Origin of the sequence: Methanocrinis sp. (genome assembly GCF_049974945.1) — an archaeon.
Lineage (GTDB): Archaea > Halobacteriota > Methanosarcinia > Methanotrichales > Methanotrichaceae > Methanocrinis.
In genome coordinates, this window is record NZ_JBNGCU010000011.1 from 1 (window position 1) to 16,996 (window position 16,996).

Annotated in this window: 8 protein-coding genes; 2 read left to right on the top strand and 6 right to left on the bottom strand. The window is 54.2% G+C overall.

From position 1 onward, the window contains the following. Nucleotides 1–10,564: LamG-like jellyroll fold domain-containing protein (locus ACP5EL_RS02075; protein ID WP_428400784.1), on the bottom strand; the 10,564-nt coding region annotated here is incomplete at its 3' end. A gap of 312 nt (nucleotides 10,565–10,876) precedes the next feature. Next, entirely contained in the window at nucleotides 10,877–11,479 is a 603-nt protein-coding gene (locus ACP5EL_RS02080) for a TIGR00296 family protein (RefSeq protein WP_428400785.1), read from the bottom strand. Between the two features lie 126 nt (nucleotides 11,480–11,605). Here ACP5EL_RS02080 and ACP5EL_RS02085 point away from each other — a divergent pair, with 126 nt between their 5' ends. Next, nucleotides 11,606–12,106, top strand: a complete 501-nt coding sequence (locus tag ACP5EL_RS02085; protein ID WP_428400786.1) for a rubrerythrin family protein — start codon at nucleotides 11,606–11,608, stop codon at nucleotides 12,104–12,106. A 16-nt stretch (nucleotides 12,107–12,122) separates the two neighbouring features. Here the strand turns inward: ACP5EL_RS02085 and ACP5EL_RS02090 are convergent, their stop codons facing one another. The 3 genes from ACP5EL_RS02090 to ACP5EL_RS02100 all read right to left on the bottom strand — a co-directional run bounded on the left by ACP5EL_RS02090 (nucleotide 12,123) and on the right by ACP5EL_RS02100 (nucleotide 14,444). After that, nucleotides 12,123–12,467 carry a DUF488 domain-containing protein gene (locus ACP5EL_RS02090; RefSeq protein WP_428400787.1) on the bottom strand — a complete coding sequence of 115 codons (345 nt, stop codon included), beginning with the start codon at nucleotides 12,465–12,467 and terminating at the stop codon, nucleotides 12,123–12,125. Next, on the bottom strand, nucleotides 12,464–13,453 hold the full coding sequence (locus tag ACP5EL_RS02095) for a phosphoribulokinase (protein WP_428400788.1): 990 nt from the start codon (nucleotides 13,451–13,453) through the stop codon (nucleotides 12,464–12,466). Before ACP5EL_RS02095 ends, ACP5EL_RS02090 begins: the two co-directional genes overlap by 4 nt. Before the next feature lie 61 nt (nucleotides 13,454–13,514). Then, nucleotides 13,515–14,444 carry a transcriptional regulator gene (locus ACP5EL_RS02100; RefSeq protein ID WP_428400789.1) on the bottom strand — a complete coding sequence of 310 codons (930 nt, stop codon included), beginning with the start codon at nucleotides 14,442–14,444 and terminating at the stop codon, nucleotides 13,515–13,517. A gap of 45 nt (nucleotides 14,445–14,489) precedes the next feature. Between ACP5EL_RS02100 and ACP5EL_RS02105 the strand changes: the two genes are divergently transcribed. After that, a complete protein-coding gene (locus ACP5EL_RS02105; RefSeq protein ID WP_428400790.1) occupies nucleotides 14,490–15,746 on the top strand; it encodes a TiaS agmantine-binding domain-containing protein in 1,257 nt (418 codons plus the stop codon). 30 nt (nucleotides 15,747–15,776) lie between these two features. Here ACP5EL_RS02105 and ACP5EL_RS02110 read toward each other — a convergent pair whose 3' ends face one another. Next, on the bottom strand, nucleotides 15,777–16,715 hold the full coding sequence (locus ACP5EL_RS02110) for a manganese-dependent inorganic pyrophosphatase (protein WP_428400791.1): 939 nt from the start codon (nucleotides 16,713–16,715) through the stop codon (nucleotides 15,777–15,779). Nucleotides 16,716–16,996: the final 281 nt, after the last annotated feature.

Sequence of the window (16,996 nt, forward strand, 5' to 3'; positions counted from 1 at the left end):
GCCACCCCTCCAGAGGATTTTTGTTTAAGAATTTCGTCCAAAATTCACATGTGAGATTGCTCATATCGGCAAAGGGAACTACTTTGTTCAGTTTGGTGAACTCATCAATCTCTAAAACTTCAGCATTCTTTTCTTCTTCAGGTTGCTGTTGTCCGATCTCTTCTGGTGCAAGTTCCAATACTTGTTGAGCATACACCCTTTGCCACCGGGATTTCCTGTACATTTCCACCCTTAATTCATTATCAAGTTCCGCATAATTCTGAGGCGGCGCCCATCCATTACTGAAATTTAAATATGAATACTTTACAGCCGTGTTGTAAAAGTCAACCGGCTCCTGCACTCTCTGATCAATTTTAGTACTGTACAAGTAGCCTTCTTGATCTATCACCCACGTCCACTCTTCCAGATTGCTGATATCCCTATCACCCAATTCAGCTAGCATATCATCGTATTTGGTACCAAACGGATGTAATAATTCTTTCACAGTATATAAAACCACTATAAAATCTACCCAGTTATTTTGTTTTTGTAATTCCTCTCTTGAAGAATATTTTGTAAGCAGAATTTGAATAGATGGACTGTTTATTTTATCAATAAGTCCAGCTAACTCAAAACACAAACTGTCTGCAAAAACAGATGATAGGTTATACGTATTAATCAGAAAAGAGGGGTACTCCTTAAGGGCGGAGAAGACGGGATATGCAGCTGCGACGTTGAAACCAGACTCAGATAATTTTTTTTCAATAGAATTGATTATTCTAAAGCCATTCCCACAAACGATTAACATTTCCGAAAGTGCAGGCACGCCATGAGCATTCAGAATGTGTTCGCTGAGCTTTCTATCTACCGATTTTGTAAGCTTCGTGAACTCTGTCCAGAACAGGAACAGTTTTCCGAACGCATAGACCGGCGTCGCAAAATCGGAGTTGATGACCAGGTCGATCTTCTTCCAGGGAAGCCACCGCCCTCCAAATTGGTCCTTGACGTGCTCTCTCAGGTAGTAGATCCGAGGATCGGTGTTGGTCCGTCCGACCAGGTAAAGAACCTCATCTCGCTCGGCCGGGTTTGCACTCCGGACGTCGGTTACATCGGTGTGGAGATAGCTTCCAACGATCTTCAGGTCGGCGACCTCGGCGAACTTCTCCAGATAATGATTGAAGGCGGCTTCCGCTGACTCCTGGGTTATCTCGGACTGTAAAAGCTCCTGCTCCAGCTCCTCGAAGATGGGCGTCTTCGTATCCCGCAGATCGGGCTCGATGTAATTTTCGGGGTAGAGGAAGACCTTGCGGTTTGCCTCCCATACCCGGTAGTTCTTGACCCACTCCCACTCCTCGGTCGGGATCGTCGCCGGATCGACCCCCCTCTCCAGGTTCATCAGACACCGCTGCACGTAGAGCTGCAGGCTTGCAGTCCCCTGCACGATACGGGAAGTATCCACCTCGCTTCCGACCTGGAAGTCGAGGAGGAAGTACTGGTGGAAGATGTCGGGATCTTTCCTCCCCTCGTACTCGGGGTCCAGCTTCAGCTTCAACATGGCCAGACTGAGGAGGGCATCTCGCCTCTGAACCGCCAGCTGGTCGCGAATCGGCTTGTAAACCTTCGGCCACTCTTCGTCGGTGTACTTGGCCCGCAAGACCTCCAGCAGCAGAGCCGCCTTCTGGGAGTAGAAGCCGAACTCTTCGTCCGTATCGAGGAGGCTCGTATCTGCAAGCTGGATCATAAAGTCGATATCCACCAAGAGAGACCGGGCCAGGTCGAAGCACGTCTTCATCCGGCTCAGATCTGCAATGCGGTTGTATCGAACGAGATCGAAATGCCTATCCGGGAAAATAATCTGGAGCGGCTCCCAACAGGTCAGGTCGTCAATCTCCTTCAAAGCAGCATCGATATCCTCCGCTTCTGAGGAAATCAGGTGAATCAGAATCAAATCGTCATCGGTATCGTCACCGACCGCCCGAAGCTCGGCCAGGTCCCCCTCATCCGGTTCCCAACAGGCCAAGTCGTCGATCTCCTTCAAAGCTGCATCGATATCGTCCGCTTTCAAGCACACCAGGAGAGTCAACTTGCCCTCGGCATCGTCGAAGGCCGCCCGAATCTGATTATGCCGGAGATGCTTTACCAGGGAATTCACCTGGCGCGGCTCCCAGCCGGCGAGGTCGTCGATCGACTTCAGAACGGCGTCGAAATCATCAGCTTCCAGTCTCAAGAGCTCGATCAACTTGCCCTCGGCGTCTTCGAAGGCAGCCTGGAGCTTTTTGAACCCGAAGAGATCGTGCAGCTCCTGGAGGGTGGGCCGAAGGACGTCGCTCAGGCCGAATATCTCCGGATCTTCGAGCAACGCCTCCACCTCGGCAACGGCGAGCCCGAGGAGATCGGCCAGGTGAAGAACCTTGCTAAACTTGGCCAGATAGGCGGCGAGAGCGTCTGAAATGGACCTCGATTCGTGGACGTCGTTCAGCTCGATGAGCAGCTTCGAGGCGTCCATTCCGCCCTTATCGCGGAAGTAATCGAAGACGGCCAACGTTAAGTCCGGCTGGACATCAAAGAGGCCGGCAACTCCGGATACAACTGCGTTCTTCTGATCGTCCCTCGCCTTCTGCAGGGCCGCGTGAACCGGCCCCTCTCTGCTCAGAATCTCGTCTTGAATGGACTTTCTCAGCTCCAGGACCTCTGTGATTCTGGGCAGTTTTTCCTCAATCTTATCAAGAATGTTTTGAGAATAACTTGCGTCTTCGAGGATGGCTTCGAGACTCTCCGAACCGTATCCCTCCTCCTTATCGAGGACCAACCCATCGGAATTGATGAAACTGTGGTCTATCAGGAGTGCAATTATCTCCTCTCCAAGCTGGAGCCTGATCTGATCGAACTCGGATTTTAAGATGTCAAACTCCCCGATCCAGTTATGCCCCTCTGCAAGCACTTTCAGCAGGCCTTCAAAATCGACCGTCTCGGAGGAATTTGACGTCACTGTTGCGCCGATCACGTCGCCCTTCTCGTCGACGATCTCGTTGATCAGCCCCTCCTTTAGGAGGAAATCGAATACATCGACCGATTCTGCCTGGCTTATATGATCTGTTTTGAAAGAATCTCCCTTTATCAGGAGACCCCCTGCCTGGTCGATCAGGTCGTCTGCCGCCTCGCAAACATCCCCCTCCTCGAAGAAAGAGACGCTCCCTCCGAGATCGTCAGGATCGTGAGTGATGAAGACGAGGTCCGCCACCTTCAACCCGGAACTCTTCATCCACTGGACAAACTCTTCGAGCACCACAACCTCCTGGGGGGTATCCGGAGTCGATTTATCGACCAATGAGAGCAGCTCTAAGAGATCGCTGACTCCCAAATGCAGAATGCCTGCCAGCTGAGCCAGCCGGTACATCTGGTCCAGGTAAAGATGGTCCAGGTAAAGATGGTCCAGCTCGATGATCTCCTCGACCTCGCCGCTGAGGTGCTCGACGATGGCATTGAGGTCGTCGGTGGATACGCGCAGCGCGCCCATCAGACGCGAGCGTATCTTCCGGTCCCGCTCCCGATCCTCCTCCCCGGTCTTATCCCAGCGGATGGGTTGATCCAGATAGTAGTCCAATCGCTCGATCGCACTCCCCTCCGGGTTGAAGACCTCATCGAAGAGGACTGCCTGGTCTTCCTTTCCGAAGTGTTTGATGCTGTTCCACAGGGCGCAGAGCCGATCGACGGACCATCGATGCCCCTCTTTGAGGCCCTTGATGGCCGCAATCCCGTCCAGAACGTCGGCATCCAGCGAAGTTGAAGGTAGCCTGTATTCGGGGGGCAGCTGAATGGCTTTGATCTGTCCCGTCGCGAACGCTGCCACATGATCGTTTCCAGACAGGTCCGGGATTTGATTGCCCGCAGCTTCGTCAAACTGCCACCACAAATATAGACCGGGCTTGTCTTTCAGAGAAGAGTCATCGGTGGGCTGGCTGTAGAGGCTCTCCTGAATTTGGCCCAGGGTGCGTATGGTCTTCCACACTCTCAGGTCCAGTATCTGTCCTCTGAAATGATGATCCGGCGGGGTCTCAGCCTCCGCGTCATAGACCTCTCCGTCGTGGAACCTGAACTGATCTATAGCTCCCCCTAATCTGAAGCTGTTTTTGTGTTCCCAGAGCTGGGAAGCTGGACCCTCGTCCACGAACTTGCCGTCCATGAACGCCTGGAGAGAATCGTCCCGCACTTCACCTCTCCCGTCCAGCACCAGAGCTACATGGTGCCACCTGCAAGACTCGATCCTGTCGGTATGCAGCCAGGTTCCTTCCCACTGGCTCTCATTTATGTTGTATCCGCCAAGGTAGAGCGAGCCGTCGTAGACGTAGATGTTAAGACCGCGCTCGTCATCTCCTTCCTGATAAATGACCTGTTTTCTATGAGAGATGGTCTTGTCTTCCACCCAGAACCAGACCTCTACGGCACGCCGCTGGCAGACGGACCCTTCGCCGGCATCGACATCGTTAAAAATGACGATATGGCTGACACCGTCGAAATCGAGGACTTTCCGCTCTGGCCGCCAGAAACCACGATCTGGCTCATCGAGATCGACCAACACAGGTCGACGGGAGCTTTCAAGGCCTCCCAGCCTCATGTGGTTCTTATTAGTGGAGGCGTCTGTGGCCGCAGCTCCCTCCTCTTCACCTAGGGACCAGTAGCCTACCAGATCATCAGAGGCAAATGGGCGCTGGTAAATCCAAGAGGATATCTCATCTGAGCTTCGGGCGGTCTTCCAGATCCTCACCTCTTTAATTTCGCCCTCGAAGTAATGGCCATCGAAATCCCTGCCGATTTCCATGTCGTCGATCTTCAGGCTGAGAGGGTAAGATTGAGATAAAGCGATCTCTTCAGCTTCGCCATTCACGAAGAATGTGACCTTGCCCCCTTCCAGCCAGACCGCCACGTGGACGTACTCTCCAACGCCGACTGAAACCGTGCCACCAGCCGATTCGTATCTCGACCCTCGTTGCAGCCTGAGATGCCCCAAGCCATCGATCCCAAAGATCAAGCCCGTGTCTGACCCATCCAGACCTTCACCGAGGCTGAGAATTGGACATTCTTTGATTCTGGAAAGATTAATCCAGGCCTCCGCCGTAAGCTGACAGAGCTCCAGCCCCTCGGCCTCTGCCGCCAGATATCTCCTCTGGCCGTCGAACCGCAGCGCCATTTGGCATAGAGGCCTCAGCAGGACTGGATAATCATCTTCTACTGCCTTCCATCGTAGATCGTTGTTCAGCGTATCGACGGTCTCGAAGAGGGATTCATCTTCTTCATGCCGATCTCGGCTTCCAATCTCCTTCCAGTCTCCAGAGACGAACATCTCTGAGAGCAGCACTTCTCCGACAACCTCCAGGTCATCGAAGTATTTGGAGCCTCTACCATAAGCCCAGACCCCGACCGTGCCGCCAGCCGGACGATCGTCGCCATCATCGTAGGCTTCGATCTGAAACTCGGAGGGCTCAGCTTCCGATTCGGGCCAGATCTTAGCTCGAATATTCGTTTGAGCTCCTGTCCTCTCGACCTCGATCAAAAAGCGATACCAAATATCTGGCTCGGGACTTAGCTCCGAAAGATATCTTCCCTTTATCGGCGGCATTACGTAGGGCGGATGGGGAGAAAGATAAAAACTATGCATCATAGGATCGGATGGATCATCAGATGGACCGTATGGATTATACCCCAACCGGTAGTACCGTTTGTAGTTCTTCACGTCTTTGAAATATTGACTGAAGAAGGTAACTCCGATGCCGCCGCTCAAATCCGTAATGCGCATCTTGCCCGTGTAAGCGTAACGATTCCAGTCTCGAGCATCTGCGCCGACATAATGCGAATGAACATAGTTTTTTATAAATCCGGTTCCGAAGACCTTATCACCGTCGATCTCGAATGTTTTGAAGATAGCATCATCTTCTTCATTGCTGTATCCTGCTTTCGTATCCCTCCAACACTCTGGATCTTGATTCGCAGAATAAGTATCGAAGTTCTCGGAGAAGAGAACTTCACGATAGACCCTCAAATCGTCGAAATACTTTGAGCCAGCATCTGAAGCCCATACGCCAACCGTACCAGACTTGATGCGAATGCTGCTTTCATCATGGGCTTCGATCTGAAATTTGGCGGGCTCACGCTCGTTATCTGGCCAAACTTTCGCCCGAACTTCGGTTCGGCTTCCCGCGTCTTCCACCTCGATGAGGAAACGGTACCAAGTGTTGGGTTCAGGCTCGACACCCGAGTCCGTCTTGTCTGCAGCCGGGTCGGAGCTCTCGACGCTCTGGACCCCGTGGGGATGGGCAACCAGGTGGAATGTGCGATCTTCTGCATCCCGCCGCAAAGCGTAGTATTGGTCTATGCCCTCAGGATAACGGCTCAGGAACGTCACCCCAATGCCACCCTCGGGATCGGAGATGCGCATCTTGCCCTGGTAAACGTAATCTTTCCACCCTAAAACGTCGGCATCCACATCGGCCGGGTTGTAGTGGGAGTGGATGTTCTCGTCTGTAGAATCTGTGCCTAAAGCGATATCTTCGCTGCCATCTACCTCGATCCGCCCAAACAAACCCTCATCGACTACAGGCTTGAGCCGGTCGGCCGTATCACTCCATTTTTCAGGCTCTGGCACCTGCGATTTCGCCTCGAAGTTGATGTCCAGGAGAAGGTCGGACGGTTTCGGATCCGCTATCGAGGCAGGCCATACTCTCAGGTTGTCAAACTGCCTTGAGCCCGCGCTGGCCCCCGAAGTCCATAAGCCAACCGTCCCGGAGACTATGCGAATATCAGAGTCGTCATATGCATCGATCTGAAATTCTGCAGGTTCCGTCTCGGCCTCTGGCCAGACTTTGGCTCTGATATTGGTCCGGGAGTCCTCATCCTCAACCTGAATCAAGAAGCGATACCAGGTGTTGGCCTGCAGAATGACGTTTGAATCGATCTCGCCATGAACAGCCTGAACTCCGAGGGGATGAGCGACCAGATGGAAAGTTGGATTGACCTGATCCCATCCCAGCCTATAGTACTGATCGACATTCTCAGGGTGCCGGCTTAAGATGGTGATGCCGACGGCAGAGTTCTCCTCGGTAATCCGCATTCTTCCGGCGTATAGGTAGTCTTTCCACTCCAACGCCACCGGATCGGCGTAGTGGGAGTAGAAGTTGACCAGCTCGGGATCTGTTATTTCGGTGATGAGCGCGATATTTCGCTTTTGCAGGGCACCAACGTGCTTATTGTCGTGCAGCTCGCCGGCCCGATCTCCGACCAGCCAGCCTTCGCCTTCATCCATGGGGAAGTAAGCGACCATGTCCTCTGTGATCCCTGGTGCAAAATGGCGATCTCCGCCGATATCGGCAGCCGTTTTGGCCGTTTTCCACAGGCGAAGGTCAGCGACCTGACCGGCAAAGAAATACAGATGCTCTGACTCTGGTATGGAATACGCATCCCCAGCAGAGGTTACCACCTCCTCAAAACAGGTTACCCCCCCTTGACCGAGGCCCCCCAGATAGGCGGGCCCCACGGGGCTAAGCCGATATTCAGCAACGTCTGAATCGTTTTCCGCATTCAATGCGGCTCCATTCAGATATGCCTCGAACTTCAGGTTGTCCGGTAGGACGGGGCTTGGCGAGGGAAACTCGTCCTTGGTCACCGCTATGTGGTGCCATTCACCGTACTCGATGGATTCTTTGAAAATATACCGTTGGAGCTGCTTTCCCTCATAGTTGTTCTTCCATATCAATACATGCAACTGGTTATTGTAGAGGTATATGTTCAATCCCGCCTCGACATCTCCCTGAGAGAATATCACCTGTCGTTCATCTGACCGGCCTTCATCCAAGGCATTGAACCACAGCTCTAAAGTCAGCCGGTCATACTTGCCCAGACCCCAGTTCTTAGGATTGCAGATGACGATGACATCGTTATCTCCGTCAAATTGGAGCGCCGTCCCATCCAAGGGTATAGGAAGCGATTCTGGCTCTGGAAGTCTCGCCGTCGTCCTCCGTTCGGGCATGTAATCTTCGGGAATGCCGCCCAGATAGAGATGATTCTGGCTGTAAGAAAGGTCTCTTGCCATTCCATCTTCAACTTCATCCAGAGGCCAGCGACCGATCAACCCCGCATCTCCCGGAGGAACGGGTCGGTACATATACAGGGCGATCTGATCTTGGTCGCGAGCCTTGTTCCAGAGGCGAACCTCTTTAATTATTCCATTGAAATATTCATCGTCCGGACTTCTGCCGATGTTCAGATTATGCTCCTGGAGCACGAGATTAACTGAGGATGCAGCTGATAAGTTATCCGAGATTCCGTTGATGTACAGGGTGAATGCACCCGCGTTTTGAACGATACAGACGTGTGTAAGCTGATCTAATGTAATGGGCTGAGAGCTTTTGTATTGCTGGGTGCCGATAACAAAGGTGAACTTTCCTGCAGTGTCAACCCACAAAGCAAACTTCTGATTTTGGAAGCCGCCACCAAACGAGATAATATAATTATTATGACTTAATCCGCTCTCTCCACTTTCAACATTGACCCACGCTTCGAGGGTCATCTGGTCTATCTCTCCGAACTCGACCTCTCGGGCCGCAAGGTATTGATCCTTGCCGTTGAACCGATAGCCTTTTCCATCTCCCCTTTCTGGCAATGGGTCGAGTATCAAGTCACGACTCACCCACTTAGGTCGGGTGACGAATCCCCCCCCACCCACGATCCTGACGAATTCTTCCCCGCCCATGATCCCATCATTGCCATTCGGCGTCAGATCGAAGAGCGTACTCCACTCAGTTAGAGGCCAGTATCCCACAAGACCGTTTTCCCGACCTGTGAACCGACCATATACATTATACTCGATCGCTGCCTGGTCGCGAGCGGATCGCCAGATGCGGACATCCTTTATGCAACCTTCGAAATATTCATCGTAGAGATCTTTGCCGATATTGAGCTCCACCTGAGCAGGAGTCGCCGAATCGATCGGAGCTCCAATGACGGCCTCATTATCCAGTTGCCCGTTGATGTAGAGGCTTGCTCTCCCGTCGCCCACCGAAAGGGCTACGTGGGTGAATACCCCCAGAGGGATGAGACGATCGCTCGTGAGCTCAAATTCCGTATTAAACTCAGGTTCCTCCTCGGTACTTTTCCTAACCCGGAATATCAGCTCGTTGGAGGGGTCGAGACCGAAGAAGAAGTGGAACTGATGATCGTCACAGCTCATCAACGCCCCCACTACCGCATTTCTCCCGGAATGAGCTGGATTGATCCAGGCCTCAACCGTGAAGGCTTGAAAAGTGGTCAGGTTGAGGTTTTTGCTATCTGGGCAAGTGACATAATCGTTGATCCCATCAAATATCATCATCTTTTCAGGTAAGTATGGTTCCTGCAACGACCTCAAAGACCAGTCAAGATCGGTGAAAGACCAGCCCAGCTTGCGAGATAGCTTCACAAATCGGTATATGCGATCAAGCTTTTTAGGGCTGAGATTGAGCAACTTTTCGTAGCCACCTTCATCATCCTGGAAGATCCCCATTGCCCCCAGCCCATCATCCACATTGTTGACGAAGAACAGCCTGGACAGCCCCGCATTGAGTTCGTGGCGGTCTAAATCCTGAAAGATCAGCTCATTCAGCTCTCGTTTCGTCAAATTGGTCTTCTCCAAAAAGAGATCCACATTCTCCAGCCCTGTTTCGCCCGCCAGGGGAAGATCGCCATAGTACTTTGAGACGTCTGATGGCGAAGATATCTCAGAGAGGATGAGGCTGAATTCTTTTGGAGACAGCTCCAAAAACTCTCTCGCAGTCAAACTTTTTGTATTGGCATCGTTCAGATTATCAAACGCCTTATAAATCTGGTATAGACCCGTCCCCAATTGCTTCAGGTAGCTGCGAATCTCTTCTAAGGGCAGGTTGAAGGGAAGGCTCATCGGAAAGACCGCATCTTCAACCAGTTCATAAGCATCCCTTTCTGCAGTATCTTCAGTTTTGATGAATACTTCCAATAGCTCGTTTACCAGGTCGATATAGGGTATCTGATCATACGTATTGCTGTAGCTCAGCTGCATCTTGTAAAGGTCTGGCCTTCTGTATTCCAGCTCGCATTCAGGTGGAACTCCGTCCTCGCATTCAGGTGTAATCTTATTTTTGCTTGTTATATTCGTCTCTACGAATCTCATCAGATCGACGAAATAAGCTGCTGGGCCAAAGATGGAGCGGCTATGGTCACATTCCAAATAGTCGAGGCTACCAAACAGCCGATTATAACCGGGGATCGATTGCAACTGCTGGAGGAAATCATCTGGTAGGTTATTGAACAGAGCTTGATTAAAATGAGGTGACGCAGCATCGCTGATATTTGCCCATATCAAGGCGGCCTTTTCCTGGATATTCGCCGCCATTCTATAGACCTGTCTCGCTTCTCGAAAGCCCCCGTCGAGTTCACCTGCAAAGTCGCGTATGAAGCCCTCTTCTCCATCTTCGGATAGGGGATAGCGCGACAATATCTTGGTTATAGAATCGAGTTCGGGATGGGCCTCTTTAAGCCTTTCTAAGGATTCCCGGATTGTTACATGATCACCAATTGACATAATTAAATCCCCAATTTTGGTCAGAATGCGATTTTCTGATATAAATATATTACGATAGCATATTTTAATTTAGTTAATAAAATCAAATTCTTAATTATTTTTTTTAATAATAAGATTGTACAAGCATAAATAATTCTGAGATTCATTTCCCATTGTGGCGTGCTGCGCCCCCGATTCTTCTTATGGTTATGCCCAAAAAGTTAATACGCAGACCATCTTGCAGTTCCAATTTAATAGTCCCCGTTAGAGAATATTAGATGCGGCGATAGACGCCACAGATCATCAAGCTTTACCGAAAGAGGATCGATTTCATCACTCGCACTCGTCCATCTCCTTCTCCACCACCTCACCGCCGGGCAAAACCTCGGCGAAGACCTGCCCCTCAAAGAAGAGAACCTCCGTCTCCTCGTCTATCCAGGAGTCCGGAGGGAGGCCCGCCTTGAGGCAGGTCTGACATAGAAAGTCCTCAGGATCGAACTCCCATTCCATCGCCACCTGGGGCAGAAGGAGCCCCGACCACATACCCCTCTTGACGATGAGGCCGTGTTTCCCGACCTTGACCGCATCCGGAAGGTCGCGGTTTCTGACGTCGTAGGGCCTCGGGGGAGTGAGGACCGTCACCTCGATCTCGATCTGGGAAAGCTCTTCGGGCCGAACCCGGGAAAACCGGGGGTCATTCACCCCGGCGTTGATCGCCGAGTCGACTATGGCCCGACCAAGCTCCATCACCGGCTCAGGGTAGCCTATGCACCCCCGGAGCTCGCCGTCCTCATGGAGGGTCACGAAGACCCCTGCCTTTTCGCTGAAGGCGGGGGGGAGACCCTTCGGCGTTATCCTCTCCTTCCTCTCGACGTAAGCCGCCAGGGCCTCTCTGGCGAGAGTGACGGCCCGCCTTCCCTCGTCAATGGTCAGCATGAAGATGTAATTTGTTCTGTCGGATACTAAACCCCATCGTTCCAGCCCAATTTCAGGCAAAGCCATGAAAGTGATCTCATCAGATCCCAAACCCTTTTTATCAAATCAGTTTCATAAACTTGCGACATGTCAAAGTCAGAAGATTGTCTGAAAGAGGCCTTCGCCGGGGAGTCGATGGCGAACCGAAAGTACCTCGCCTTCGCCGAGAAGGCCGACCAAGAGGGCTACCCCCAGGCCGCAAGGCTCTTTCGCGCCGCCGCCGAGGCCGAGACGGTCCACGCCGCAAATCACCTCAAAGCGATGAAGGCCGTCAAGTCCACCAAGGAGAACCTGAGAGAGGCGATCGCTGGAGAGACCAAAGAGTTCAAGGAGATGTACCCGACGATGATCGAGACCGCCGAGGCCGAGGGGGAGAAAGCCGCCGAGAGGAGCTTCAGGTACGCGAACGACGTCGAGGAAATTCACGCTCGCCTCTACCACCAGATGATGGAGAACCTCGAAGGATCGAAGAAGGAGAGCTACCCCTACTACGTCTGCCCGGTCTGCGGCATGACCGCGGAACGGGAGCCTCCGGAAAGGTGTCCCGTCTGCGGCGTTCGAGGAGAGAGGTTCAAGAGGATCGACTGATCAAAATCGGTAGAAGTTATCGGAGAAGGCGCTCCTTCAGCACCACGGCGTTGTTGAACTTCTCATCTTTTGCTCCAAAGACGAGGGTTACATCCCCCGATGATGCCTTCTCCGAGATCTGATCGACGAGATCACCCTTCTCGGCCAGCTCCTGATGATACCTCTCCTTGAACTCGTCCCACCTTCCCGGATCATGGCCGAACCACTTTCTCAGCTCGTCGCTCGGAGCCACCCCTTTGAGCCACAGATCTATCTTGATCTGATCTTTGCTCACTCCTCTCGGCCATATCCTGTCGACCAGGATCCTAAAGCCGTCGTCCTCCGACGGCGGATCGTAAGCCCTCTTCACCCGCAACGTCATCGTCCCTCCTTCGAAACGCCGGGGCTCGATAGGTGGCGCTCGAGCTTCTCCAGAAGGCGCCAGCATAATAGGATCTGGACCATCCCGGTGGCGCTGACCCCTTCGTCACCGACCGAATCGCAGATCGGCTCCCCCGACCCTGCGAGGCTGCAGAGCTTCTCTTCCAGCCCCCCGATCATGGACCGATGAAGCTCTCCATCGATGGTCAGGACGCTCACACTCTTGCCGTAGTAGTCGTCCCGCTGGAAGGCGATGGAGAACTCGCCCTCTTTCGGCCGGAAGAGGGCGGAGAGGTCGATCTTGAGATCGACCTCCGAGAGATCCGCCTCCATCAACTCCTGGATGAGCCTGACCGAGTACCTCTCAGGAGGATTTTCCGCCACGATGGAAGGCGGAAGCCTCGAGTCCTCGATCTTGACTACCGCCTCGGCGTAGATCTTCTGGACGTCGACGTATAACTTGTAGTCGGGCTCCCGCTCCAGGATCTCGGCCATAACCGCATCCCGCTCATAATTCCGGTCGACGCAGTCCCTCCTGATCTTCCAGCGCCTCTTGACCGGCCTGCTGGGGTCTACGAAGATTCCAAGGTCGATCTCGCGCCGGAGCTTCTGGGTATAAAAGGGATGGAGCCCCTCGATGATCAGGACCGGAGCCGACCTGAAGGGGACCGGCCCTCTGATCGTTCCATCAGAGTGGTCGTAGACGGGTTTATCTATCTCCTCGCCCCTCCGCAAAGATGCGAGGTGCCCGGCCAGGAGGTCGAGGCGGTTTGCAGCGGGGTTGAGTGGGGTGATCCCCCGAACCCTCCTCTCCTCCCGGTCGAGGCTGTGGTAATCGTCCATGCTGAAGGTGGAGACGAGATCCTCGCCGAGGAGCCTTCTGATCCCCCGAGAGAGGGTGGTCTTGCCCGAGCCGCTGTCCCCTGCCACCGCCACCACGAAGACCCTCCCCGACTCTCTGAGCCGATCAGGCAGGCTGTCCGTCACAAAGATACCCTCCGGAAAGAAGCCCTCTCTGAGCAGGAATCGAGCTTGAGACGCGAATATATCATCGATCCTGCTTCTCCGACATCAGGTCCGCAAAATCACTGGTCTTGTCGATCAGCTCCAGCTCCCGGGTCTCGATTACCGCCGTCTCCTCGATCCGCTCGACCTTCGTCTCGCCGTCGACGATTACTGCCGATAGAGTCTTGGTGATGATCGAGAGGCTGCTCATGAGCCTGGCCTTCTTCAGCATGGTCGACGAGAACTTGCCGACCCCGGTCAAGACCACCAGCTCCTCGTTCTGGGTGATGGCGTTGAAGGGCGACTGGACGGTGGGCAATACCTCAAAGCCGATCTGGGCGAGATGACAGAGCACCTTGTCGTCGATCTGCCCCAGAGCTTCGGCCACAGGCCTTGCGGGCTCCAGGACCTCGACCGGCTTTATCAGCTCCTGGCCGAAGAGCTCCTCTAGCCTCAGGGCGACATCGATGGAGGTGTCCATGCTCTCGATCTCGTACTTGCTGACCGTCCGCCTGGAGACCCCCAGCTCCGAGGCGAGGGCCCCGAGGGATATGCCGCTCTCGAGCCGGAGCTTTCTCAATAGCCGGCCGTCGATCTTGACGTAAAGGCCCCCGTGGGCGGCGTAGACGAAAGGAGGGACGTCGTCGACGATCCAGTCCACCAGGGTCCCGAAGCTCACCGTTGGAACCCCGTACCTGAAGTAGACCACACCGCCTTCGAGGTTGTGATCTCTGGTCTTCTCTCCGATCAGCATGGAGCTTCCCGAAAGATATTTAGCCAGGCGACGAATCTCTACTGCAGTCTTCTCGTTGAGACCGTCTATGTTTGAGAGAATCTTGAGAATAAGGAGAACGCCGCCTCGCCTGGCCGCCAGATCGAAGCTTCTCGGCCTCACGTAGCACCGGTCCGAGACCGAAAATCCCGACTTCATCAGGAGATCAGATACTCGATCGGTCAGAAACTCCTTATTCATCGTTATATATGTTTGGGCCTATCCGTTATTTAAAGGTTCACCATCATGATAACCATAGCCGTTGACGATACCGATTCAGAAGAAGGGCTCTGCACCACCTACCTCGCGGCGGTGATGATGAAGAGGCTAGGAAGCCTCGGCGAGATCAGGGGCTCCCCCAGGCTGGTGAGGCTCAACCCCTGCGTCCAGTTCAAGACCAGGGGGAACGCCGCCATCGCCTTCTCCCTCCATACCGACCGCCCTGAAGAGACGAAAGAGGTCGCTCTGAAGACCCTGATGGAGCTCTCCGACTTCTCGGGGACTAATACGAACCCCGGGCTGGTGGTGGCAGAGGAGGTTCCGGCGGAGCTCGGCCGCTTCTATCGGAGGGCCCTCGACGAGGTCTTGGAGGTCGGAGAGGCCGAAGAGATCATCGAGCGGCACGGCCTTTGGTCCCGAGGCTTCAAGAACCGCCGGGGGCTGATCGGGGCCCTGGCGGCGATGGGGGCCGAGTTTCCGGACGAGACCTACGAGCTTCTCGCCTACAGGGAGCAGAGAAGGTGGGGCACTTCCCGAGAGATCGACGAGGAGTCGGTCTGGAGGGCCGACGAGCTGACCTATCCGGGGACCTGGGACACCGTCGACCACCACAACAAAAAAGTGGTCTTCGCCCCCCACTCAAAAGACCCCGTCCTCTTCGGGATAAGGGGCGAGAACCCCGAACTTCTCCGATTCGCCCTGGACTCGATCAGGTCTGAGCCCTTTGAGATGGCGGTGATCTTCAGGACGAACCAGGGCACGGATGCCCACATCAATCGGGGCGAGATCGCGGGCGTCGCCGAGAACAGGAGCTATAGGCTCCGTGGGCTGGTGGCAGAAGAGCCCGGGTCGATCGAGGGGGGCCACCTATTCTTCCCCCTGTCCTCCGAGGACGGCAGGGGGGGCATCAGCTGCGCGGCCTTCGAGCCGACGAAGAACTTCAGGGAGCGGGTCCGGGCCCTCGCCCCCGGAGATCTGATCGAGGTCTACGGCGCGGTCAAGAAGAGGACCCTCAACATCGAGAAGATGGAGGTCGTCCGCCTGGCCGAACGAAAGGTCCTGAAGGCGCCGATCTGTCCATCCTGCAAAAGAAGCATGAAGTCTGCGGGCCGGGGCCAAGGCTACCGGTGCAGGAGATGTAGAACGAAAGCCGAGGGGAAGGTGGAGGTCGCCCTCCCAAGGGAGATCGAACCGGGCTTCTACGAGGTTCCTCCCTCTGCCAGGAGGCATCTCTCAAAGCCACTGATCAGGATGAGAGGCGAGAAGGTTCATCCGAGCAGGTAGGGAAAAAGGAAAAGAGAAGAAACCCTGCCCTCACTTGAAGGCCGCTTCCAGGGGGGGGATGACCTGCTTCTTCCTCGAGAGGACGCCCTCCTTGTAGATGGAGTTGTTCTCCACCTTCCCCTCGAAGGCCTGCTCGAACTTCTCCACCGGCTTTCCGACAAAGAGGAGATCACTCGCCTCCTTCATGACGTCGGTGAGCATGATCAGAACGAAGCTGAGATCCTCATCCTTCCTCACCTTCTCCATCTCTTCCAGGATCTCCTTCCTTCTGGGCTCGAGTACCGAGAGGTCCATGACCTCGATCTGGCCTACGCCGGCCTTCGTCCCTGCGAAGTCGAAGTGCTTGTAGTCGCCCTTCACGATGTCCAGGGCGGTCTTGGAGGATATATCGCTCTTCGCGGTGAGCATCTCGATCCCGTACTGCTCGTAGTCCTCACCGATGATCTTGGCGAGCTTTGCCACCTGCTCCTTGTCCTTATCGGTACAGGTGGGGGACTTGAAGAGGACGGTGTCGCTGAGGATCGCAGAGATCATCACGCCCGCCATCTCCTTGGTGATGGGGACGTTGTACTGGTCGTACATCGCGGAGATTATCGTCGCGGTGCTGCCGACGGGCTCGTTGTGGAAGAAGATGGGGCTACCGGTCTGAATGTCGCCGATCTTGTGGTGATCTACGACCTCCAAGAGCGTCGCCTCCTTGATGTTGTCCACCGCCTGGGCGACCTCGTTGTGGTCGACGAGGATGATCTTCTTGCCCTTGGCATCGGTGATCGTCTCCGGCACAGGGACGCTGAAGTGCTCGAGGACGAACTTGGTCTCGCTGTTGATCTCGCCCGCCGCCGCGGGGATGTAAATGTCGGGCAGCCCGAGCTGGTTCTTCAGGTTCGCATAGGATATAGCCGCAGCTACTGAGTCAGTGTCTGGACTTTTGTGGCCAACCACATAGACGTTATCAGCCAGATGAAACACCTCCGAAGATATTCAACGCGCAACTTCGACTTAAACCTTTGCCACGCGGCGTTTATGCCGAAATTATATCAGAACTCGTCCCTGAAGAAGACTGAAGAAGACCTAAAAGGACCGCCACGGATCGATGCAGGGCGGCATCTTTATATAGTACTTTACTTATATATCACAGGTTCCCTCATGAGGACTGGCAGGAGCCCAGGCATCCGCCGTCGCCGTGACTGCCGGCGCAAAAGGGGAACCACACGAAAAGCCGCGTTGATAGGTCCTTGGGGGAGATACTG